Genomic DNA, 20,750 nt, shown 5'->3' on the forward strand with positions numbered 1-20,750 from the left:
TGCCCGACATTGGGTATGACATTGCCATGACATCCCCGTTGAAGATCGCCCCGCTCGACGTGGGCTGGCGGACATGCGAGACCTCGCCCGAATGCGTGGGGATCGCCCGCGAGCCGTACGGGCGGTGCCTGGCCCACCTCGCCCCCGCCGAGCTGGACGGCGTCCTGCGCGGGCTGATCCCCGGCCAGGGTCTCGACGTGCGCGGCACGACCCTCGACGAGGACCTGCTGACGCGGATCCTCGACGGCGTCGGCCGCCGTCTCGGCCGGGCGCGCTTCGACCGCGCCCTCTTCACCGGCCCCGCGCGGTTCGGCGAGGTCGTCTTCGCCGGTGACGCGACGTTCGACCACGCGCGCTTCGACCGGCTCGCCTCGTTCTTCGACACCCGCTTCACGCGCAACGTCTCCTTCCGCGAGGTGCGGTTCTCCCGGGAGTTCTCGATGCACGGCGCGCGCGTGCGCGGGCACGGCGCGTTCGACCACGTCCGCGTCGGCAGCGACGCGCTGTTCGGCGACGCGCGGTTCGGCAGGGACGCCTCGTTCCGCGGCGCGGAGTTCCACGGGTTCGCCGCCTTCGACGGGGCCACGTTCGACGGCGACGCGATCTTCCGAGGGGCACGCTTCCGCCGGGCCCTGTCGTTCCGCGCCGCGGCCTGCGCGGGCACCGCCGGGTTCGAGGGGGTGCGCTTCCACAGCACCGCCTACCTCGGGCCCATGCGGGTCGGGCGGCGGCTGTCGCTGCCGGAGGTCCGCGCCTCGGCGGCGCTCCACCTCGACACCGGGGGCTGCCGCGTCGACCTGCGCGCCGCCGGTCTCGCGGGCCGGTTCACCGCGCGCCTGTCGGACGCCGACGTCGACCTGCGGGACGCGACGCTGGCGGGCCCCGCGGACCTGACCCGGCACATGGGACGGATGCGGGTGGTCTCCCTGGACCGCCTGGACGCCGGCGCGCTCACGCTGACCGGCGCGGACCTGCGCGCCTGCGCGCTCGGCCGGCTGCGCAACCCGGAGGGCCTGCGCCTGTCGGACTGCCTGTTCGCCCGCACCCCGGCCGGCGTGCGCCTGGAACCGGGCTGGCCACCGGTCCGCTGGTGGACGCGGCGCCGCGTCCTCGCCGACGAGCACGCCTGGCGCGGATGGTCGCCGCGCGCGGAGCAGCCGCTGGACCCCGGCCGCCTCGCCGCACTGTACGAGCGGCTGCGCCCGGGCGTGGACGACGAGCGGACCTCGGCCGACTTCGCGTTCGGGGCCATGGAGATGCGCCGGCTGGCGAGCCCTCCGGGCCACGTCAAGGTGATGCTGTCGCTGTACTGGCTGGCCTGCGGGTACGGGCTGCGGCTCGGGCGCACGCTCGGGTGGATGGCGCTCGTGGCCGCGGTGACCGCCGTGGTGCTGTTCTGGAGCGCCGCCGCGCACACCGCGCGCCGCCCGGCCGGGCACCCGCAGCCGACCCCGGCCGCCCACCGCTCCACCGTCCCGGTGCCGGTCGTCCACCGCCTCACGACGGGCGCCGGCTGAGCGTCCCCGGAAATTCCTGTACCACGAGAGGTCGCCAGGGACGTGTCAGGGATTCCCCGGATTCCGGACCGGACCCCCTCCGAGCGACAATAGGGGCCCATTTCATCACGGCCATCCCTGGGGAGCCCATGGCGAGCGCGAGTGTCATCGACGACTACGTGACGACGCTCGCCCGCACGCTGCGCGGGCCGCTTCGGGTCCGGCGGGACATGATCGCGGAGGCGCGCGACAGCCTGACCGACACCGCCGACGCCTACCTCGCCGAGGGCATGGGCCGGGACGAGGCGGAGCGCCGGGCGGTCGCCGAGTTCGGCATGGTGACCGAGATCGCCCCCGGCTACCAGGATGAGCTGGCCGCCTGCCAGGGCCGCAGGACGGCCGCGGTGCTGTTCGTGAGCGTCCCGCTGTCCACGGTCATCTGGAGCGTGATCTGGCGCGTCTACCCGCAGAACCCGTGGACGCCGGTCAGGCCCGTGTGGTTCTCCCCGCTGGCCCAGTTCCTCGACTGGTTCCAGTTCGGCATGGGCGTCCTCGGCGCGCTGGCGCTGCTGACGCTGGCGCGCGGCCCGCTGCGGCACCGCAACCCCAAGATCGTCACCAGGGCCCTGGGCGTCCTGCTGTGGATCCAGGTCCCGCTGGTGATCGGCATGTCGGCCGCGCTGACGCTGGGACGCGGGACCGGGCTGCGGGACGCGGACCTCTTCCCCGCGGGCCTCTTCGCCTGCCTCTTCAGCTACGCCGTCGCGGGCTCGCTGCTGTTCAGCGCGACGCGCTGCCTGCTCGTCTCCCGCCGGACGACGCCGCCGAGGGGGCGGGAGGCCGTGAGCTGACCGCGGCCGGGCCCGTCACCGGGCGGGACTCTCCGGGGAACGCGGGGCGAGGACGCCGCCGACGGCGTCGGTGAACCGCCGCCAGGCCGAGCGCTCCCCCGCCAGCGCGGCGTGCCCGGCCCGCGTGAGGCGGTAGGTGCGGCGTTTGCGGCCGCCGACGGTCGCCCACTCGCTGGTGAGGTAGCCCAGGCGCTCCAGCCTGCGCAGCGCGGGATAGACGGTGCCGGTGGGCACGCTGAGCGCGCCCCCGCTGCGGACCTGCAACGCCTCGATGATCGCGTACCCGTGCAGCGGCTCGTGCTCCAGGACGGACAGGAGCAAGGCGTCCATGTGACCGCGCAGCGCGTCGGCGTTCATCCGGAAAGCCCATCCACGTGCTTCATGTAGGCAGTCTACATGTAGGCTCTCTATATGTAGACAGGCACAACTAGAGAAGAGTGACCATGAACGTGCTCGACCTGGCACGGACGCAGTTCGCGGTGACGGGAAGCCTGCACTTCCTGTTCGTCGTGCTGACGCTCGGCCTGGCCCCCCTCGTGGCGTTCATGCAGACGCGCCACGTCGTCACCGGCAAGCCGGTGTTCGAGCGCATGACGCGGTTCTGGGGCCAGATCTACGTGATCAACTACGCACTGGGCGTGTTCACCGGGCTGGTGATGGAGTTCCAGTTCGGCCTCACCTGGAGCCGGCTCTCCCACTACGCCGGGGACGTGTTCGGCGCCCCGCTGGCGATCGAGACCCTGGTCGCCTTCTTCCTGGAGTCCACCTTCCTCGGGCTGTGGATCTTCGGCTGGAACCGCCTGCCGAAGAAGCTGCACCTGGCCTGCATCTGGCTGGTGACGCTCACGGCCTACACGAGCGCCTTCTGGATCATGGTGGCCAACTCCTTCCTCCAGCACCCGGCCGGCACCGTCCAGCGGGGCGACCACCTGGCCCTGGCCGACTTCGGCGCGCTGCTCACCAACCCCAGCCTCGTCATGGCGTTCCCGCACGTCATCGGCGCCGGGCTGTTCACGGGCAGCTTCGTGATCATTGGCGCCAGCGCCTACCACCTGTTCCGGCGCACCGCCGACCAGGAGTTCTTCCGCCGCTCGCTGCGCACCGGCGTGGTGTGGGGGTTCGTCGGCGCCACGCTCGCGGTCGGGTTCGGGTACGCCCAATTCGGCTTCGTCAACGACATCCAGCCGAACAAGTTCGAGACCCCCGTCACCGACGCCGCCCTCGTCACCATGATGACCATCGGCCAGCTCGTCCACTTCGTCGTGATGTTCGGCATGCTGCCGCTGCTGATCCGCGACGTGCTCGCCCGCACCCGCTGGCTGCACCCGCTGCTCATGCTCATGACGCCGCTGCCCTTCGTCGCCGCGATCATGGGCTGGCTCGCCCGCGAGATCGGCCGCCAGCCGTGGCTGGTGTTCGGCCGCCTGCGCGTGGCCGACGCCATCTCCCCCGGCCTGACCACGGGCATGGTCACGTTCTCGTTCATCGCCTTCGTGGGCGTGCTCGGGCTGCTCGCCGTGGTCGACTACCTGCTGATCGCGCGGGCCGTACGCCGCGGCCCGGACCAGGTCGCCCTCGGCGCGGCCGAGCCCGCCGACCCCTCACCCGCGCCGGCGCTCGCCCTGTGACCGCCGCCTCCCCCTGACCATATTTCTAGGAGCTCCCCCCATGGAGATCATCTGGCTCGCGGTCCTGGCCGTGCTGCTGGTCGGCTATTTCGCGCTGGAAGGCTTCGACATCGGCGTCGGCATGACGCTCCCCTGGCTCGCCCGCGCGGGCGAGCACGCCGGCGAACCCGGCGGCCGCGCCCGGCACCGTGACCGCCTGGTGGCGGCGATGGCCCCGTACGTGCTCGCCAACGAGGTCTGGCTCGTGGCGCTGGCCGGGACGCTGTTCGGCGCCTTCCCCGCCCTGGAGGGCACCGTGCTCAGCGGCATGTACCCGGTCGTGGTCGCGCTGCTGGTGTCCTGGATCCTGCGGGACGCGGGCCTGTGGTTCCGCCGCAGGCTCGACGGCGACGCCTGGCGGGGCTTCTGGGACGCGGTGCTCTGCGCGGGCTCCTGGGGCCTCGCGCTGTCGTGGGGCGTCGCCCTGGCCTCGCTGGTCAGAGAGCTGCCCTCCCAGCCGTTCGACCTGGTGGGCCTGCTGTCGGGGGCCGTGGTCGCCGCCGCGTTCGCCTTCCACGGCCGCTCGTTCGTGGCCTGGCGCCTGTCCGGCAGGGCCGAGGCGGCACGCACGGGACGGCGGCTGCTGCTGACCGCCGTCGTGGCCGCCCTGCCCGCCGCGGTCCCGCTGGCCGCGCTCGTCCCGTCACTGACCGACCACGTGGCGTCATCGGCGACGCTGAATGTGCTCAGTGTCATTGCCCTTCCGGTCACTCCCATCCTCGTGGGGGCGCAAGTATGGGTATGGAGGACGTTCGGCCCTCTCGGGTCCACCGGCGTCGCCGCCCGTATCCCCTCGTTCTTCTAGGGAACCGATGCACCGAGACCTTCTGCGCCTGGCGCGGGCCGAGCAGGCCGTCCGCGTCCACCTGTTCGCGTGCGTGGCGGCGGCCGTGCTCGCCGGGCTGCTGGTGCTGGCGCAGGCCGAGCTGCTGTCCGGCGTGCTGTCGGGGGCGTTCACGACCGCGGCGCTGATCCCGCTGGCGGGGGTGGTCGCGGCGCGGGCCCTGTTCGGCCTGGTCCAGGGCGCCGCCGCCGGGCGCACGGCCACGGCGCTGAAATCGGTGCTGCGCCACCGCCTGCTGGCGCGGCTCGGCGAGCTCGGTCCCGCGCGGCTCACCGCGCGCCGCTCCGGCGAGCTCGTCACGCTCGCCGGGCGCGGCCTGGACGCCCTGGACCCGTACGTCACCGGCTACCTGCCCGCGGTGGCCGTCGCGGGCGTGGTGCCCGTCGCCGTGCTGGTCCGGCTGTTCACGGCCGACCTCGGCACCGCGGTCATCGTCCTGCTGACGCTGCCGCTGATCCCCGTGTTCGGCGCGCTGGCCGGGTGGCGCACCAAGGAGGTCACCGACCGGCAGTGGCGGGCGCTGTCCCAGCTCGGGGGGCACTTCCTGGACGTGGTGCGCGGCCTTCCGACGCTGCGCGCCTTCGGGCGGGCCCGCTACCAGGCGACGGTGATCCGGCAGGTCGCCGACGCCCACCGGTCGGCGACCATGCGGACGCTGCGCGTCGCCTTCCTGTCCTCGCTGGTCCTGGAGCTGGTGGCCTCGCTGTCGCTGGCACTGGTGGCCGTGCCGGTCGGGCTGCGGCTGCTGTCCGGCTCGCTGGACCTGCGCGTCGCCCTGCTGGTCCTGCTGCTCGCCCCCGAGGCGTACATCCCGCTGCGCGCGATGGGCACCAGGTTCCACGCCGCCATGGAGGGCGTCGCCGCCGCCGACGACGCCTTCGCCGTCCTGTCCGGCGCCGGGGACGAGGACGGGCACGCGGACGGTCGTGGGAAGGCGGCATCGTCCAGCCCGGCGGCGAAGGAGGACGGCGACCGGCCCGGACCGCCCGTGCGGGCTCGCGTGGCGGCGACGCCTCCCACCCTCGTGCCGCCCGGCGTGCCGGAGATCCGGCTGGAGGGGGTCACCGTCCGGTATCCCGGGCGGGAGGACGCCGCGCTGACGGACGTGTCGCTGGTGATCGCGCCGGGCGAGCGGGTCGCGCTGGCCGGGGAGAGCGGCGCGGGCAAGAGCACGCTGCTCCACCTGCTGCTCGGGTTCGTGACGCCGTCCGAGGGACGGGTGCTCGTCGGCGGCGCCGACCTCGCCGGCGTCGATCCGGACAGGTGGCGCGCGCGGCTGGCGTTCGTGCCGCAGCGTCCCCATCTGTTCGCCGACACGGTGTCCGCCAACATCGCGCTGGGCTCGGCGGCGTCCCCCGAGCAGGTGTGCGCGGCGGCCCTCGCGGCGCGGGCCGCCGAGTTCGTGGACGCCCTCCCCGACGGGTACGCGACCGTCATCGGCGAACGCGGGGCGGACCTGTCGGCGGGCCAGCGGCAGCGGCTGGCGCTCGCCCGCGCGTTCTGCCGTCCCGAGGCCGAGGTCCTGCTGCTGGACGAGCCCACCGCGCGCCTGGACGGCCGCAGCGAGGCGGCGATCGTCGAGGCCACGCGGACGCTCGCCGAGGGCCGGACCGCGATCATCGTCGCGCACCGCCCGGCGATGCTCGACCTGGCGGATCGCGTCGTCCGCGTCGAGGGCGGCAGGATCGTCTCCGACCGCGCCGTCACCCGCGTCCCCGCCGGCCTGGCGAGGCCGGGAGAGTGAGAAGGCACATGGACTCCACTCCGGCGACCCCGGGCCCCGCTCCGACCGGTGCCGCTCCGGCCGGCACCCCCACCGGCACGGCTCCCCCGCGCAGCGGACGCGGGCGGCTGGTGGCCGCGGCGGCGGCCGGGGCCGCGGCCGAGCTGGCGGCGCTCGGGCTGATCGGCGCGGCCGCGTGGCTGATCACGCGGGCGGCGCAGCAGCCGGAGCTCGCGGCCCTGAGCGTGGCGATCGTCGCCGTCCGCGCGTTCGCGACCAGCCGCGGCCTGTTCCGGTACGGCGAGCGCCTGGCCGGCCACGACGTCGCGCTGCGCGCCCAGGCCACCACCCGTGAGCGCCTGTACGAGGCGCTGATCCCCTCGGGGCCGCTCGGGCACCGGGGCGCCGACCTGCTGAGCCGCATGGTGGACGACACCGACGCCGTCCAGGACCTGCTCGTCCGCTGCCTGCTGCCCGCGATCGCCGGCGCGGTCACCGCGGCCGCCGCCGTGACGCTGGCCGCCTTCCTGCTGCCCGCCGCCGCGCTGGTGCTGGTCGCTGGGCTGGCCGTGGCGGGGGTGGCGCTGCCCGCCGTGGCGAACGTGGCCGCGCGGCACTGGTCGGCGCGGCTGGCCCCGGCGCGGGCCGAGCTCGCCGCCCGGGTGGCCGACCTGGTGCACGGCGCCGCCGACCTCGCCGCCTACGGTGCGGGCGAGCGCGCCCTGGCCGCCTCGGCGAAGGCCGGCGAGCGGCTCGCGGCGCTCGAACGCCGCCAGTCGCTGGCCGGCGCGGCGGCGCTCGCCCTCGGCACGCTGGCGCAGGGCCTGACCGTCGCGGCGATCGTGCTGACCGCCTCGCGCGCCGGCCTGGGCCCGGTGCCGATGGCCGTCCTGGCGCTCACCTCCCTGGTGTCGTTCGAGCCCGTCCTGCCGCTGGCCGCGGCGGGCGAGCGGCTGGCCGGGGTCACGGCGGCGCTGCGCCGGTTGCGGGAGGTCCGCGCCACGCCGCCCGCCGTCGCCGAGCCCGCCGTGGCGGCGGCCCCGCCCGAGGGCCCGCTGACCGTCGAGGTGGAGGACCTGGTCGTCCGGCACTCCGCGGACCGGCCTCCGGCGCTCGACGGCGTGTCCCTCACGCTGACCCCGGGCAAGCGGGTGGCCGTGGTCGGGCCGAGCGGCGCGGGCAAGAGCACGCTGCTCGCGGCCCTGATGCGCGTCGCCGACTTCTCCTCGGGACGGATCGCCCTCAACGGCGTGGACGTCCGCGACCTGTCCCCCGACGACGTCCGGGAGAGGATCACCGGCCTGACCCAGGACCCGTACGTCTTCCGCGCCTCGCTGCGCGACAACCTGCGCCTGGCCGGCCCGGAGGCGGGCGAGGACGAGCTCGCGCGGGCCGTGCGCCGCGCCCGCCTGGACGCCTTCGTCGAGCGGACCGGCTGGGACGTGACGCTCGGCGAGGACGGCCGCACGGTCTCGGGCGGCCAGCTCCAGCGGCTGGCGCTGGCCCGGGCGCTGCTGCGCGACCCCGAGGTGCTGCTGCTGGACGAGCCCGCCGAGTCCCTGGACGAGACGACGGCCGACGCGCTGATGGCCGACCTGCTGGACGTGACGCACGGGCGCACGACGGTGCTGATCACCCACCGCCTGCGCGGCCTGGAGGACGTGGACGAGATCGTCGTCCTGTCGGAGGGACGGGTGGCGCAGCGCGGGCGCCACGACGAGCTGGTGTCCGCCCCCGGCTACTACCGCGACCTGTGGGAGTCGGAGGCGCTGACCTCCGGCCGCCGCTGAGCGCCCGCTCCGGACGCCCGTACGCCGGAGGCCGCGCCGGCCCTCTTCCGGCCCGCGGTCCCCGGCGGAGCCGCCCGACTCCGGCGAAGCCCCCTGCGTGGCCCCGGGAACGGCGGCGCCGCCGGGACCGTGGTGGTCCCGGCGGCGCGTTCCCCGCCCCTACCCCCTCCGAGGGGCCGGTGGTCAGCTCGCGACGGTCTTCTCGGTGAGCGTCACCGTCACGGTGCTGGTGGATCCGTTGCGCACGTAGGTCAGCGTCACCTTGGTGCCCGGACGGTAGCCGCGGACGGCGCCGACCACGGTCTCGGCCCCGGCGACCGGCTTGCCGTCCAGCTTGGTGATCAGGTCGCCGGCCTTGAGTCCCGCCTGTTCGGCGGGGCTGCCGGGCTGCACCGAGCCGATGACCGCGCCCTGGGCGTCGCCGGTCGCGTCGGCGAGGTTGACGCCGAGGAAGGCGTGCGTCGCCTTGCCCGTCTTGATGATCTGGTCGGCGACCTGAGAGGCGGTGTTGATCGGGATCGCGAAGCCGACGCCGATGTTGCCGTCGCCGCCGTTGGTCGCGATGGCGCTGTTGATGCCGACGACCTGGCCCGAGGCGTTGACCAGCGCGCCGCCGGAGTTGCCCGGGTTGATGGCCGCGTCGGTCTGGATGGCGCCGCCGATGGTCGTCCCGGTGTCCTGTGACTGCTGCTGCATCCCGCCGCCGGGGCCCCAGCCGGGGGGAAGCTGCGGCTGCTGCTGCGACTGCCCGCCGACGCTCAGCGTGCGGTCGAGCGCGCTGACGATGCCGGCCGTCACCGACCCCTCCAGGCCGAGGGGGCTGCCGATGGCGAGGACGGCGTCGCCGACGCGCAGTTTGTCGCTGTCGCCCAGGGTGGCCTTGGTCAGCCCGGAGACGTTCTGCGCCCGGACTACGGCGAGGTCGGTCGCCGGGTCGGTGCCGACGATCGTTGCGGCGGCGCTCCTGCCGTCGCTGAACTTCACCTGGACCCGGCTTCCCTGGCCGACGCCCGCCACCACGTGGTTGTTGGTGAGGATCAGGCCGTCCTCGGAGAGGATCACGCCCGAGCCCTCGGCCTGCCCGGCCTGGCCGGTCACCATGATCGATACCACCGAGGGCTGCACGGCCTTGGCGACGTCGGCCACGGTGGTCACGGTGGAGTCGGACGCCGGCCGGGTGATCGGGCTGGTGATCACGGGCTGGCCTCCCGAGGCGGACGCCGTGGCGACGAAGGCCCCCGCGGCCCCGCCTCCGACGGCCACGGCGGCCAGCGCGAGCCCGGCGATGGCCTTGCGCCCGGTGGTCCACCAGTCGGCGTCGCTCCGCACGGGAGCAGCGGGCGTCGCGACGGGGGTCTCCCCGCCGATCCAGGTCCGCTGATAGCCGCCCGCCTCGGGCGGCGTGCTGCCGAACTGGCTCCACCCTCGCGAACCGGGCATCTCAACCGGAGTGGTGTTTTCACTCGTCTGCTCACGCGGGTCTTCGGTGCTCATCTCTTCCTCGCAGTCATCCGCACTCGCCGCCATTCGGCGGCGGCCGGCTTCGGACCGGTAATTCAAGGATGACAAACGGACGATAAGAGCTGCCTAAGCCGCAACTGGAAGTTACCTGAAGGCCACCGGGGCCCGCGCCGAGGGGCACGGAGGGCGGGGTATCGACGCGGCAGGGCCTCGTGGCGCGGCCGTCGCGGTCTCCGGACCGGCCGGGCGCGGGAAATCCGGAAGGGCGTTCGCGGGCCGCTCCGCGCCGGGGAAATGGTGAAAAATCGCATTCGGCCGGGCCGTACAGGGAAAGGGAAACGGGACGACCGGCTCCCGTCACGGGGCGGTCATCGCGGAACAGGCGTCGTGGAATTCCGGATGGCCGCCGGGTAGGTTCACCCGCGATCGCCCGTGAACCCATACGGGCGCCTTTCGGGGGGAAATTCATGCGAATAGTCGTGATATTGGCGATCGCACTGTCCGGCCTGGCGGCGGGCGTCCCGTCCGCGTCCGCCGAGGACGACCCGTTCGACTGGGTGTGGCAGCAGCAGACCGAACTTCCGCCGCTTTCCATCACCATTCCCGATATATCCGGCCGTCCGTACACGGTCGGGTACGTCGACATCGACGGGTACGCCGTCACCGAGGGCGACATCGTCATCGGGACACCCGGCGAGGCCGCGTCCGGAAAGATCCGCCTCCCGGGGGTGTTCCCCCAGGTGATGGACGAGATCACGGACGCCGTCCCGCCCCCGCCCGGCAGGGTCGCCACCCCCTTCGGCGAGGCCCCGGCGCGGTCGCGCGGCTGCCGGGTGGGGGACGCCGGGACGGCCACCACCCAGGCGGGCGCCCTGTGGCCGGAGCGGACGGTGCCCTTCGTGTTGTCCCCGCAGCTCCCGGCCGCGGCCCGCACCGCGGTCGAGGAGGCGATGAAGGACTTCCACATCCAGACCTGCGTGCATTTCGTCCCGCGCACGACGGAGGAGAGCTATCTGAACATCGTCCAGGGTCACGGCTGCTATTCCTACGTGGGCCGGGTCGGGGGCGCGGGACAGGAACTCTCGATAGGCCCGGGATGTGAGCACAAGGGCATCGCCATTCACGAACTCATGCACGCGCTCGGCTTCTACCACGAGCATTCGCGGTCCGACCGCGACGGCGCGGTGACCGTTCACCTGGAGAACGTCATTCCCGGATACGAGTCGCAGTTCCGGAAACTCGACCTTCCACACAACCGGCTCTTCGGGACGCTCGACTACGATTCCGTGATGCTCTACGGGAGGAAATTCTTCAGCAGCAACGGGCAGGACACGCTGGTGCCGGCGCTCCCCGTCGAGATCGGCCAGAGAAAGGGTTTCAGCAAGGTGGACCTGGCCGCCGTCCGCGGCCTTTACGGCTGCCCTTGATGCCTGCCCACCGGAGCCCGGCCGGGAGAACGCGTGGGGGCGGGCCCCCTTACGGGTGGTCCGCCCCACTGTGAGCCGTGCTGGGCCCCGCACCGCGAGCCGCCGAACCGGCGGCTCGTCAGCGGATCGGTCAGACGCCGACGCGCTCGGCCACCGTGGCCGGGGTCAGCGCGATCTCCAGCACCTCGCGCACGTCGCTGACCGCGTGGACGGTCAGCTCACCGCGCACGGCCTCGGGCACGTCGTCGAGGTCGGGCTCGTTGCGCGCCGGGATGAGCACGGTGGTGATGCCCGCCCGGTGGGCGGCGAGCAGCTTCTGCTTGACCCCCCCGATGGGGAGCACCCGGCCGGTGAGCGAGACCTCGCCGGTCATCGCGACGTCGGACCGCACGGGCCGGCCGGACAGCAGCGAGGCCAGGGCGGTGGTCATCGTGACGCCCGCGGACGGCCCGTCCTTGGGGATCGCGCCCGCCGGGACGTGGATGTGCACGGAGCGGTCCTTGAGGGACCCGACCGGCAGCTCCAGCTCGGCGCCGCGCGAGCGCAGGTAGGACAGCGCGATCTGCGCCGACTCCTTCATCACGTCGCCGAGCTGGCCGGTGAGCGTCACGGCGGTGGAGCCGGTCTCCGGGTCGGCCAGCGACGCCTCGACGTACAGGACGTCGCCGCCCGCGCCGGTGACCGCGAGCCCGGTCGCGACGCCCGCGACGGCGGTGCGCTGCGCGGACTCCGGCAGCGACGACTCCGGCACGTGGCGCGGCCTGCCGAGGTAGCCGACCAGGTCGGCGGCGCTCACGTTGACCGGCAGCGCGGCCTCCTCCAGGGCGGCCTTCGCGGTGACCTTGCGCAGCACCCGGGCGATCGCCCGCTCCAGCGAGCGCACGCCGGCCTCGCGGGTGTACTCGCCGGCGAGCCTGCGCAGGGCGTCCTCCTCCACCGTCACGTCGGCGGATGTCAGGCCGGCCTTGTCGAGCTGGCGCGGCAGCAGGTGGTCGCGGGCGATGGCGACCTTCTCGTCCTCGGTGTAGCCGTCGAGCGTCACGACCTCCATGCGGTCGAGCAGCGGGCCGGGGATCGCCTCCAGGACGTTGGCGGTCGCGAGGAAGAGCACGTCCGACAGGTCGAGCTCGACCTCCAGGTAGTGGTCGCGGAAGGTGTGGTTCTGCGCCGGGTCGAGGACCTCCAGCAGCGCGGCCGTCGGGTCGCCGCGGTAGTCGGCGCCGACCTTGTCGACCTCGTCCAGCAGGACGACCGGGTTCATGCTGCCGGCCTCGCGGATGGCCCGCACGACGCGGCCGGGCAGCGCGCCGACGTAGGTGCGCCGGTGGCCGCGGATCTCGGCCTCGTCGCGGACGCCGCCGAGGGCGACGCGGACGAACTTCCTGCCCATGGCGCGGGCCACGGACTCGCCGAGCGAGGTCTTGCCGACTCCGGGAGGACCGGCCAGCGCCAGGACGGCGCCGCTGCGTCGGCCCCCGACGACGCCGAGACCCTGGTCCGCGCGGCGCTTGCGCACGGCGAGGTACTCGATGATGCGGTTCTTCACGTCGTCGAGCCCGGTGTGGTCGGCGTCGAGCACGGCGCGGGCGGCGGCGATGTCGTAGGCGTCCTCGGTGCGGGTGTTCCAGGGGATGTCGAGGACGGTGTCCAGCCAGGTGCGGATCCAGCCGCTCTCGGGCGACTGGTCGGAGGTGCGCTCGAGCTTGTCGACCTCCTTGAGGGCGGCCTCGCGGACCTTCTCGGGCAGGTCCGCGGCCTCGACGCGGGCGCGGTAGTCCTCCTCCTCGGAGGCGGCCTCGCCGTTGAGCTCGGCCAGCTCCTTGCGGACGGCGGCGAGCTGCTGACGCAGCAGGAACTCGCGCTGCTGCTTCTCCATGCCCTCCTGGACGTCCTTGCGGATCGTCTCGGCGACGTCCAGCTCGGCCAGGTGCTCGCGGGCCCAGCCGACGAGCTTGGCGAGGCGCTCGGTCGGGTCGGGGTTCTCCAGCAGCTCGACCTTCTGGGCCGTGGTCAGCCAGGGCGCGTAGCCGGAGCTGTCGGCGAGGACGGAGGCGTCCTCGATCTGGTTCACGGCGTCGACGACCTGCCACGCCCCGCGCTTCTGCAGGATCGTGGTGGCCAGCGCCTTGTACTCCTTGGCGGACTCTTCGGCGCGTCCGTCGGCGGGGATCGTCTCGACGCGGGTCGCCTCCACCCAGAGGGCGGCTCCCGGTCCGGTGGTGCCGGAGCCGACGCGCACGCGCTCCACACCGCGGACGACGGCGCCGGGCTCGCCGCCGGGAAGCCTTCCGATCTGCTCGACGACGGCGGTGACGCCCACGGCGCCGTACTTGCCGTCGATCCGGGGCACGAGGAGCACCCGCGGCTTGCTCGGGGACGTGGAGGAGGCCCGGGCGGCGTCGATGGCGGCGCGCACCTCGGTGTCGGACAGGTCGAGCGGGACGACCATGCCGGGGAGGACGACCTCGTCGTCGAGCGGCAGAACCGGGAGGATCAAGCTCTGACTCATGCGAACTCCAAGGGTTGAGTTACATCGACTCAATTAATGAGAGCCCTGGATTGTTCCCGAGCCTGCGCGTGTTCGCTGCGAGCGATCGTAATCGTGTAATCAGCTCGTCGGGACACGCCTCGGCAGATTGCTCCTTCGTTCGGGTTCGCCCAGGTCGGCGGCCTGTCCGGCCGGGTCTGGAGACCGTTCCCGCTCGTGAGGCGGCTCTCTCCGGGGCCGGGACCTGCGGCGGCCCGACCGGCCGGACGTGCCGTCCGCAGCGGGCCACTGGGGGCGGTCCCGGGTGGTGCGTCCCTCGTAACGCTCTGAGGCCCGGAGTTCATCCCGGCGGCTCGCGGGGCCGGGAGACCGGGCCTCGCGGGGCTGGGAGACCAAGCCTGGTGGGCGCCGGGAGGCCGGGCGTCGCCCAGGGCGACGGGTGCCCGCCTTGACGGAGAACACCTCGTCAGGACGACCGGACGACCAGAACCGCCTTTTTGTCCAGCATGATGGTCTGCATGGACAAAGGCGGCATCCGCATGAACTCCCCCCGCGGCCGGTGGGTCCTGCTCACCACCGTCCTCGGCTCCGGCATGGCCATGCTCGACAGCACCGTCGTCAACGTCGCCCTGCCCGCGCTGGGCAGGGATCTGGGCGCGTCGATGTCCGGGCTCCAGTGGACGGTGAACGCCTACACCCTCACGCTGGCCGGGCTGATCCTCCTCGGCGGCTCCCTCGGCGACCGGTACGGGCGGCGGAAGATCTTCGTCATCGGAGTCGTCTGGTTCGCCCTGGCCTCGGCGCTGTGCGGGATCGCGCCCAACATCGAGACGCTCGTCCTCGCCCGCGCCCTGCAGGGCATCGGCGGTGCGCTGCTCACCCCGGGTTCCCTGGCGATCATCCAGTCGTCCTTCGCCCGCGACGACCGGCCCCGCGCCGTGGGCGCCTGGTCCGGACTCGGCGGGGTGGCGGGCGCGGTCGGCCCGCTGCTCGGCGGCTGGCTCGTGGAGACGGCGGGCTGGCGGTGGGTCTTCCTGATCAACCTGCCCCTGGCCGCGCTGGTCGTCCTGGTCGCCGTGCGCCACGTCCCCGAGACCAGGGACGAGACGGCCACCGGCCGCTTCGACGTGCTCGGCGCCGCCCTCGCCGCCCTGGCGCTGGCCGGGCTCACCTACGGGCTCATCGAGCGCGACGGGGCGGTGCCGCCGCTCGCCGCCGCGGCCGGTGTCGCGCTCGGCGTGGCGTTCGTGCTGGTGGAGCTGCGCCGCTCGCACGGCGGCACGGTGTCGGCCCTGGTGCCGGTGCGGGTCTTCGCCGACCGCGAGTTCACCGCGATCAACATCGTCACCCTGATCATGTACGCCGCGCTGGGCGTGGTCACCTTCCTGCTCATCGTGGAACTCCAGGTCGCCGCCGGCTTCTCCCCCGTCGCCGCCGGGACCTCGATGCTCCCGGTGATGGTGCTGATGCTGCTGCTGTCGCCGAGGGCGGGCGAGCTCGCCAAGCGCATCGGCCCGCGCCTGCCGATGACCGTCGGCATCCTGCTGTGCGCGGCGGGGCTGCTGCTGATGAGCAGGGTCGGCCCGGGCGCGACGTACGTGCGGGACGTGCTGCCCGCCGTGGCGCTGTTCGGCCTCGGGCTGGCCTCCGCGGTCGCCCCGCTCACCGCGACGGTGCTGGCCACGGCCGACGAGCGGTACGCCGGGGTGGCCAGCGGGGTCAACAACGCGGTCGCCCGCACCGGCGGCCTGCTCGCCGTCGCCGCGATCCCGCCGCTGGTCGGGCTCACCGGCGCCGCCTACACCTCCGCCACCGCGTTCACCTCGGGATTCCATACGGCGATGCTGGTCAGCTCGGCAATGATGGTTCTGGCCGCGCTGCTGACGTTCGTGACGATCCGGTCGAACGTCCTGCGCGCCCCGGAGCGCGAACCCGAGCGCAAGGCGGCCTGCGACCTGTGCGCCCCGCCCCTGGAGTCGGGCCATCCCGTGGACGGTTCCCGGCAGCGGACCGGCGGGTGACCCCCACGGGAGGGCGGATGACCCGCCGCGGGCCGGCCGGTGAAACACCGGCTCAGGTCGTCGTGCGGCGGCGGCCGCCCTTGCGCGGGGGCAGCGGGGTCTTGGCGCGCAGGTGGGCGCGGCGCTCCTCGCCGTGCTCCTCCAGGTGCGTGACGATCCGGCGCAGGGTGTCGGCCAGGCGCGCCGGCTCCTCGCCGTCCAGCGCCTCGACGACGAACGACTCCTCCTCATTGAAGGCGGGGAAGAGCCGCTCCATCAGCGCCAGCCCCTTGGGGGTCAGGCACAGCAGCGCGAGCCTGCCGTCGTCGGGATGCTGGCGGCGCCGTACCAGGCCGCGCGACTCCAGGGTCTTGATGATGCCGGTCAGCGTGCCCTTGGAGATGCCCGCCTCGGCCGCGACGTGCCGGGTCTCGATCTCCTCCCAGATCCACACCACCCACAGCACGACGAACGCGCTCCAGGTGAGGTCGGCGACCCGCAGCGCGGAGTTCTCCAGGTGCTGGCGTACGGCCGCGGCGGCGCGGTGCAGGTTGGACACGGCGACCAGTGCCTCGCGGCTGATCGGCATAGACCCGAGCCGGCGGTTCACCGCGTCCTCGGTCTCCGTCAACGAGTAGTGCGCGGGCACTCGTGCTCCTTCGGGTGTCGGGCGCGGCGAAGCGCCCTGCCGGGGTGGGAACCTCCGGACCCCTGAACGAACCCGCCCAGACGTCCGGCCGTGTGGACTCCCGTCCCCTTTCTACACGCATCACCCGGCCCGCACGGCTCCCGGCGCCCGGGGTGTGGCGGGCGACCGCGCCGGATGGCCGGGCGAAGATCGGGCGTAACATGAGCCTCCCCGGTTCCGGAGGCGGCCGCGGTACACGCCGGCGGACGTCGACGGCGGGGCCCGGTGACCCCGGGGCCGTTCGGGACGCGGGTGACGCAGACGAGGAGGGGTGCGGCATGAGCCGTGTCAGAGAGGACTACCTGGCCACGGCGCGCTCGGCGGCGGGGCTGCTGCGGGAGCCCGCCGTCGCCGCCGCCTGGGACGGGCCGAGCGCACTGGCGGAGTTCCGCGTGAGCGGGCTCGCCGGGCATCTCGCCTATCAGGTGCTGGCCCTCCCTCCGATCCTCGCCGGGCCGGAGGCACGGGAGGAGACCATCTCCCTGCTGGAGCACTACGGCCGCGCGCAGTGGAACGGCGCGCCCGTGGACGACGAGTTCAACGTCCGGATCCGCGACGGCGGCGAGGAGGTCGCGGCGGAGGGCCCGGCGGCGATGGCCGCGCGGGTGGACCAGGTCATCGAGGAGCTGGCCGCGCGCCTGCCGGCGGTGGCGGCGGACCGGCCAGTGCGCATCCCACTGTGGGGGCCGTGGTCGCTGACGCTCGAAGACCTGCTGGTCACGCGGATGATGGAGCTGGCGGTGCACTCCGACGACCTGGCGGTCAGCGTGGGCATCCCGGCGCCGCCGCTGCCGCTGGGCGCCGTCGACGCCGTGGTCGTCCTGCTGTCGCGCCTGGCCGTCCGCCGCCACGGGCCGACGAACGTGCTGCGGGCGCTCAGCCGGGCCGAGCGCGCTCCGGCCCTCATCAACGCCATCTGAGACACGGCCTACAACACCGCGCCCGCCACGGCCCGGACCCGGCCCGTCCGGGACGCCGGGCCTTGAGACGCCGCGTGACCGCGGAGGGAGACAACATGGAACACGAGGAGCTTCGGCGGCGGTTCGCGACGCTGACCACCGCGCATCTCGCCGACGCGTGCATCCGCGCCCGCGTACCGGTGCGCTGCGCGTCCCTGACCGCGGTGGTGCCGGGCGGGCGCCTGGCCGGCCGCGTGTCGCCCGCCGTGCACGCGGGCAGCGTCGACGTCTTCCTGGAGGCGTTCGAGCACGCCGCGCCCGGCGACGTGCTGGTGGTCGACAACGGCGGGCGCGCCGACGAGTCCTGCGTCGGCGACCTGGTGGTCCTGGAGGCCAAGGCCGCCGGGCTGGCGGGCATCGCCATCTGGGGCCTGCACCGCGACACCGCCGACATCCGGCAGATCGGGCTGCCCGTCTTCAGCCTGGGCGCGATCCCGACCGGCCCGCAGCGGCTGGACGACCGCCCGCCCGGCGCGCTGGAGGCCGCCACGGTGGCCGAGTGGACGGTGAGCCGCGAGGACGTGGTCCTGGCCGACGACGACGGCGTGCTGTTCATCCCGGCCTCCGCGGCCGGGGACCTGTTCCCGCTGGCCGAGACGATCCGCGACACCGAGCGGCGCCAGGCCGACCGGATCCGCCTGGGCGCCTCCCTGCGCGAGCAGGTGGGGTTCGCCGCGTACCTCGACGCGCGGTCGCGGCGGCCGTCCCTGACCTTCCGCGACCACCTGCGCGCGGTGGGCGGGGCCATCGAGGAGTGACCCGCGGCCCGTACCGGCCCACCGGCTCAGGCCCGGCTCAGTTCTTGCGGCCGACCGCGCCGACGACCCACACCGGCCGGTACGGGCAGGACCGGTGCTTCAGGCGAGGATCCGCCGCAGGGCGTCGGCGAGGCGCTCATAGTCGTGCTCGGTGTTGTAGACCTGCGCGGACACGCGCACCAGGCCCGCGCCGGGCCACGGCCTCACCCCGGCCCTGACCTGGAACCGCCGGAAGATCTCGGCCGACAGCGCCTCCGCCCGGGGCTGGGTGGCGGCCACGCCCTCGGGCAGGCGCAGGACGCGCATGGACAGCTCCGGGTCCGCCCGCCACGGCCGCAGGCCCGTGCCCGCCGCGACGATCTCCTGCCCGCGTGCGACGAGCGCGGCGTTGCGGGAGCGCACGGCGTTCACGCCGAGCTCCTCCAGCACCCGGATCCCGTGCGGGGCGGCGAGCCAGGCCGTGTAGTCGCGGGTGCCCTGGAACTCGACGCTCCGCGGGAAGCCGTCGCCCAGGTAGAACGAGGGGATGAGCGGCTCCACCCGCGCGCGCCACGCCGGATCCACCACCAGCACGCCCGACGACCGGGGGGCGAACGCCCATTTGTGCAGGTTGCCGGTCCAGAAGTCCGCGCCGATCGCGCTGACGTCCACGTCCAGCATGCCGGGCGCGTGCGCGGCGTCCACGATGGTGACGACGCCGAGGGCGCGCAGGGCCTCCACCAGGTGGCCCACCGGCAGCAGCCGCGCGGTGTTGGAGGTGATGTGGTCGAAGACGGCGACCTTCGTCCGGGGGGTGACGGCGCCGAGGAAGGCGGCGGCCGCCTCCTCGGCCGTCCAGTCCCCGTCCGCCCCGCCGGGGAGCGTCGCCTTGACCACCTCCGCGCCGGAGCGCCCGGCCCTGTGCCGCGCGGCGATCTCGACGGCGGGGTAGACGTGGTCGCCGATGAGGATCTCGTCGCCCGGCGCGAGCGGCACGCTGTTCAGCGCGATCGCCACGCCCTCGGTGACGTTCCGCACGAAGGCCAGGCCCTCGGGGCCGGCGCCGAGGAACGCGGCGACCTCGTCCCTGGCCTTGGCGATGCGGTCCAGGACGGTGGCGAAGAACACGTCGGGATTGTGCTCGACCTCGCGGCGGAGCTCCTCCTGCCGCCGGTGCACGGCGTCCGGCGCCGCGCCGAACGAGCCGTGGTTGAGGTGCGCGGCGGCCGGGTCCAGGCGAAAGTCTTCGATGTTCACCAAATGGACACTAGTCCGTCGGCCCGGCCCGCCGCGCGAGCGACCCCGTGGCGCTAGAAGGTGAACCCCTGCGTGCGGACGCTGTTGTCGAAGTTGGACAGCAGCAGCTCGGGCTCGCCGACGGACCGGATGCCGGGCAGCCGGGTGAACAGCTCGCGGTACATGATCTTGATCTCCTGGCGCGCCAGGTTGGCGCCGAGGCAGAAGTGCGGCCCGGGGCCGCCGAACCCGACGTGCGGGTTGGGCTTGCGGGTGATGTCGAAGCGGCCGGCGTCCGGGAAGACCTCCTCGTCGCGGTTGGCCGAGCCGTAGAACAGCACCACCTTGTCGCCGGGCGCGAACCGCACGCCACGCATCTCGTACGGCTCGGTGACCGTGCGGCGGAACTGCATGATGGGCGAGACGTACCGGACCGTCTCCTCGATGGCCCCGCCGATGTGGCCCTCGAAGTCCCCGGCGAGGCGCTCGCGCTCGCCGGGGTTGTCGGTGAGCAGCTTGAGCCCGTGCGCCATCGTGTTGCGCGCGGTCTCGTTGCCCGCGACCAGCAGCAGCGTGAAGAACGAGCCGAGCTCCCTCGGCGTCAGCCGCTCGCCGTCCACGTTGGCGTTGACCAGGGCCGAGACCAGGTCGTCGGCGGGCTCGCGGGCGCGCTCGCGGCCCAGCCGGATCACCAGCCGCTGGAGGGCGAACAGCGCCGCCATGTTGCGGCCCGCCATGGCCACCGTGCGCGGCAGGCTCATGCGCACCCCGGTGTAGGCGGTGGAAGTGTCCACGTGCGCGTGCACCCGGGCGCGGATGCCGTCGGGGATGCCCATCATGTCGCAGATGACGGTGATGGGCAGCCGGGCGGCGACCTGCGCGACGAAGTCCCGGGGCCCTCGCGCGACGACGTCGTCCACGATGCGCTCGGCGGCCCTGTATATGCCCGCGTCCAGCCGGGCGAGCATCTTGGGCGAGAACGCGCGCGAGACGATGCGGCGCAGGCGCGCGTGCCGGGGGTCGTCCAGGTTGACCATCGAGTCGCCGAAGACGTGCTTCACCCAGCCCGGCGGCTCGGGGTTGGTCACGGCGGGCTCGCTGGAGAAGACCTTGGCGTTGCGGCTGGCCTCGACGACGTCGGCGTGGCGCACCAGCGCGTGGAAGCCCGCGCCCGAGCGCAGCAGCGGCACCCGGCGCTCGGCGAAGAACACCGGGTGGTCCAGCGCGCGCAGCCGCGCGAAGTCGCGTTCGCGCTCGTGCGGCGGCCTGCGCCAGAACGCGAGGTCCGCGAGGTCGATGCCCGTCTCCACCGCCGTCGTCACGGTCTTATCCTGGCACGCCCGCGGGGGCGGGGGCCGCGCGTCGGCGCGAGACGCACGGCCG

At 73.9% G+C, this 20,750-nt stretch carries 16 protein-coding genes; 10 read left to right on the forward strand and 6 right to left on the reverse strand.

Annotated features, from left to right (window positions below; genetic code table 11):
- The first annotated feature begins 26 nt into the window (after positions 1–26).
- Entirely contained in the window at positions 27–1,517 is a 1,491-nt protein-coding gene (locus AB0M95_RS26450; protein ID WP_363769803.1) for a pentapeptide repeat-containing protein, read from the forward strand.
- Between the two features lie 128 nt (positions 1,518–1,645).
- A complete protein-coding gene (locus tag AB0M95_RS26455) occupies positions 1,646–2,347 on the forward strand; it encodes a permease prefix domain 1-containing protein (RefSeq protein WP_363769806.1) in 702 nt (233 codons plus the stop codon).
- Positions 2,348–2,362: 15 nt separating this feature from the next.
- Here AB0M95_RS26455 and AB0M95_RS26460 read toward each other — a convergent pair whose 3' ends face one another.
- Positions 2,363–2,704 (reverse strand): helix-turn-helix transcriptional regulator, encoded by a 342-nt coding sequence (locus AB0M95_RS26460; protein WP_358514507.1) that lies wholly within the window; start codon positions 2,702–2,704, stop codon positions 2,363–2,365.
- Between the two features lie 86 nt (positions 2,705–2,790).
- Here AB0M95_RS26460 and AB0M95_RS26465 point away from each other — a divergent pair, with 86 nt between their 5' ends.
- The 4 genes from AB0M95_RS26465 to cydC are packed head-to-tail and all read left to right on the forward strand — an operon-like array spanning position 2,791 to position 8,371.
- Positions 2,791–3,975, forward strand: coding sequence for a cytochrome ubiquinol oxidase subunit I (locus AB0M95_RS26465; protein WP_363769810.1), 1,185 nt, complete (start codon positions 2,791–2,793; stop codon positions 3,973–3,975).
- Between the two features lie 40 nt (positions 3,976–4,015).
- Positions 4,016–4,819 (forward strand): cytochrome d ubiquinol oxidase subunit II, encoded by an 804-nt coding sequence (locus AB0M95_RS26470; RefSeq protein ID WP_363769813.1) that lies wholly within the window; start codon positions 4,016–4,018, stop codon positions 4,817–4,819.
- Between the two features lie 7 nt (positions 4,820–4,826).
- Positions 4,827–6,602 (forward strand): thiol reductant ABC exporter subunit CydD, encoded by a 1,776-nt coding sequence (gene cydD / locus AB0M95_RS26475; protein ID WP_363769816.1) that lies wholly within the window; start codon positions 4,827–4,829, stop codon positions 6,600–6,602.
- An 8-nt stretch (positions 6,603–6,610) separates the two neighbouring features.
- Positions 6,611–8,371 carry a thiol reductant ABC exporter subunit CydC gene (gene cydC, locus AB0M95_RS26480; protein ID WP_363769819.1) on the forward strand — a complete coding sequence of 587 codons (1,761 nt, stop codon included), beginning with the start codon at positions 6,611–6,613 and terminating at the stop codon, positions 8,369–8,371.
- Between the two features lie 183 nt (positions 8,372–8,554).
- On the opposite strand, the gene AB0M95_RS26485 is transcribed toward cydC, so the two are convergent.
- Positions 8,555–9,811 (reverse strand): trypsin-like peptidase domain-containing protein, encoded by a 1,257-nt coding sequence (locus AB0M95_RS26485; RefSeq protein WP_363769822.1) that lies wholly within the window; start codon positions 9,809–9,811, stop codon positions 8,555–8,557.
- 506 nt (positions 9,812–10,317) lie between these two features.
- Between AB0M95_RS26485 and AB0M95_RS26490 the strand changes: the two genes are divergently transcribed.
- Positions 10,318–11,259, forward strand: coding sequence for a M12 family metallopeptidase (locus AB0M95_RS26490; RefSeq protein WP_363769824.1), 942 nt, complete (start codon positions 10,318–10,320; stop codon positions 11,257–11,259).
- A 130-nt stretch (positions 11,260–11,389) separates the two neighbouring features.
- Here the strand turns inward: AB0M95_RS26490 and lon are convergent, their stop codons facing one another.
- Positions 11,390–13,768 (reverse strand): endopeptidase La, encoded by a 2,379-nt coding sequence (gene lon / locus AB0M95_RS26495; RefSeq protein WP_363769827.1) that lies wholly within the window; start codon positions 13,766–13,768, stop codon positions 11,390–11,392.
- A gap of 497 nt (positions 13,769–14,265) precedes the next feature.
- Here lon and AB0M95_RS26500 point away from each other — a divergent pair, with 497 nt between their 5' ends.
- Positions 14,266–15,768, forward strand: a complete 1,503-nt coding sequence (locus AB0M95_RS26500) for an MFS transporter (protein ID WP_363769830.1) — start codon at positions 14,266–14,268, stop codon at positions 15,766–15,768.
- Positions 15,769–15,820: 52 nt separating this feature from the next.
- Here the strand turns inward: AB0M95_RS26500 and AB0M95_RS26505 are convergent, their stop codons facing one another.
- Entirely contained in the window at positions 15,821–16,396 is a 576-nt protein-coding gene (locus AB0M95_RS26505) for a MarR family transcriptional regulator (protein ID WP_363769833.1), read from the reverse strand.
- A gap of 317 nt (positions 16,397–16,713) precedes the next feature.
- On the opposite strand from AB0M95_RS26505, the gene AB0M95_RS26510 reads away from it, so the two are divergent.
- On the forward strand, positions 16,714–17,355 hold the full coding sequence (locus tag AB0M95_RS26510) for a maleylpyruvate isomerase N-terminal domain-containing protein (protein ID WP_363769836.1): 642 nt from the start codon (positions 16,714–16,716) through the stop codon (positions 17,353–17,355).
- Positions 17,356–17,450: 95 nt separating this feature from the next.
- The gene (locus AB0M95_RS26515; protein WP_363769839.1) at positions 17,451–18,152 is read left to right on the forward strand and encodes an RraA family protein; all 702 of its coding nucleotides are present in this window, start codon (positions 17,451–17,453) and stop codon (positions 18,150–18,152) included.
- A gap of 99 nt (positions 18,153–18,251) precedes the next feature.
- Here AB0M95_RS26515 and AB0M95_RS26520 read toward each other — a convergent pair whose 3' ends face one another.
- On the reverse strand, positions 18,252–19,388 hold the full coding sequence (locus AB0M95_RS26520; RefSeq protein ID WP_363769842.1) for an aminotransferase class V-fold PLP-dependent enzyme: 1,137 nt from the start codon (positions 19,386–19,388) through the stop codon (positions 18,252–18,254).
- 53 nt (positions 19,389–19,441) lie between these two features.
- The gene (locus tag AB0M95_RS26525) at positions 19,442–20,689 is read right to left on the reverse strand and encodes a cytochrome P450 (protein WP_363769845.1); all 1,248 of its coding nucleotides are present in this window, start codon (positions 20,687–20,689) and stop codon (positions 19,442–19,444) included.
- Between the last annotated feature and the right edge of the window lie 61 nt (positions 20,690–20,750).

Origin of the sequence: Sphaerisporangium sp. NPDC051017 (assembly GCF_040683095.1) — a bacterium.
Classification (GTDB): domain Bacteria; phylum Actinomycetota; class Actinomycetes; order Streptosporangiales; family Streptosporangiaceae; genus Sphaerisporangium.

What these genes read in the sequence shown, in the direction of transcription:
- AB0M95_RS26450 (WP_363769803.1), top strand. Translation starts at nt 27, where the DNA reads ATGACATCCCCGTTGAAGATCGCCCCGCTCGACGTGGGCTGGCGGACA.
- AB0M95_RS26470 (WP_363769813.1), top strand. Translation starts at nt 4,016, where the DNA reads ATGGAGATCATCTGGCTCGCGGTCCTGGCCGTGCTGCTGGTCGGCTAT.
- AB0M95_RS26515 (WP_363769839.1), top strand. Translation starts at nt 17,451, where the DNA reads ATGGAACACGAGGAGCTTCGGCGGCGGTTCGCGACGCTGACCACCGCG.
- AB0M95_RS26510 (WP_363769836.1), top strand. Translation starts at nt 16,714, where the DNA reads ATGAGCCGTGTCAGAGAGGACTACCTGGCCACGGCGCGCTCGGCGGCG.
- AB0M95_RS26465 (WP_363769810.1), top strand. Translation starts at nt 2,791, where the DNA reads ATGAACGTGCTCGACCTGGCACGGACGCAGTTCGCGGTGACGGGAAGC.
- AB0M95_RS26500 (WP_363769830.1), top strand. Translation starts at nt 14,266, where the DNA reads ATGGACAAAGGCGGCATCCGCATGAACTCCCCCCGCGGCCGGTGGGTC.
- cydD (WP_363769816.1), top strand. Translation starts at nt 4,827, where the DNA reads ATGCACCGAGACCTTCTGCGCCTGGCGCGGGCCGAGCAGGCCGTCCGC.
- AB0M95_RS26455 (WP_363769806.1), top strand. Translation starts at nt 1,646, where the DNA reads ATGGCGAGCGCGAGTGTCATCGACGACTACGTGACGACGCTCGCCCGC.
- AB0M95_RS26460 (WP_358514507.1), bottom strand. Translation starts at nt 2,704, where the DNA reads ATGAACGCCGACGCGCTGCGCGGTCACATGGACGCCTTGCTCCTGTCC.
- lon (WP_363769827.1), bottom strand. Translation starts at nt 13,768, where the DNA reads ATGAGTCAGAGCTTGATCCTCCCGGTTCTGCCGCTCGACGACGAGGTC.
- cydC (WP_363769819.1), top strand. Translation starts at nt 6,611, where the DNA reads ATGGACTCCACTCCGGCGACCCCGGGCCCCGCTCCGACCGGTGCCGCT.
- AB0M95_RS26485 (WP_363769822.1), bottom strand. Translation starts at nt 9,811, where the DNA reads ATGCCCGGTTCGCGAGGGTGGAGCCAGTTCGGCAGCACGCCGCCCGAG.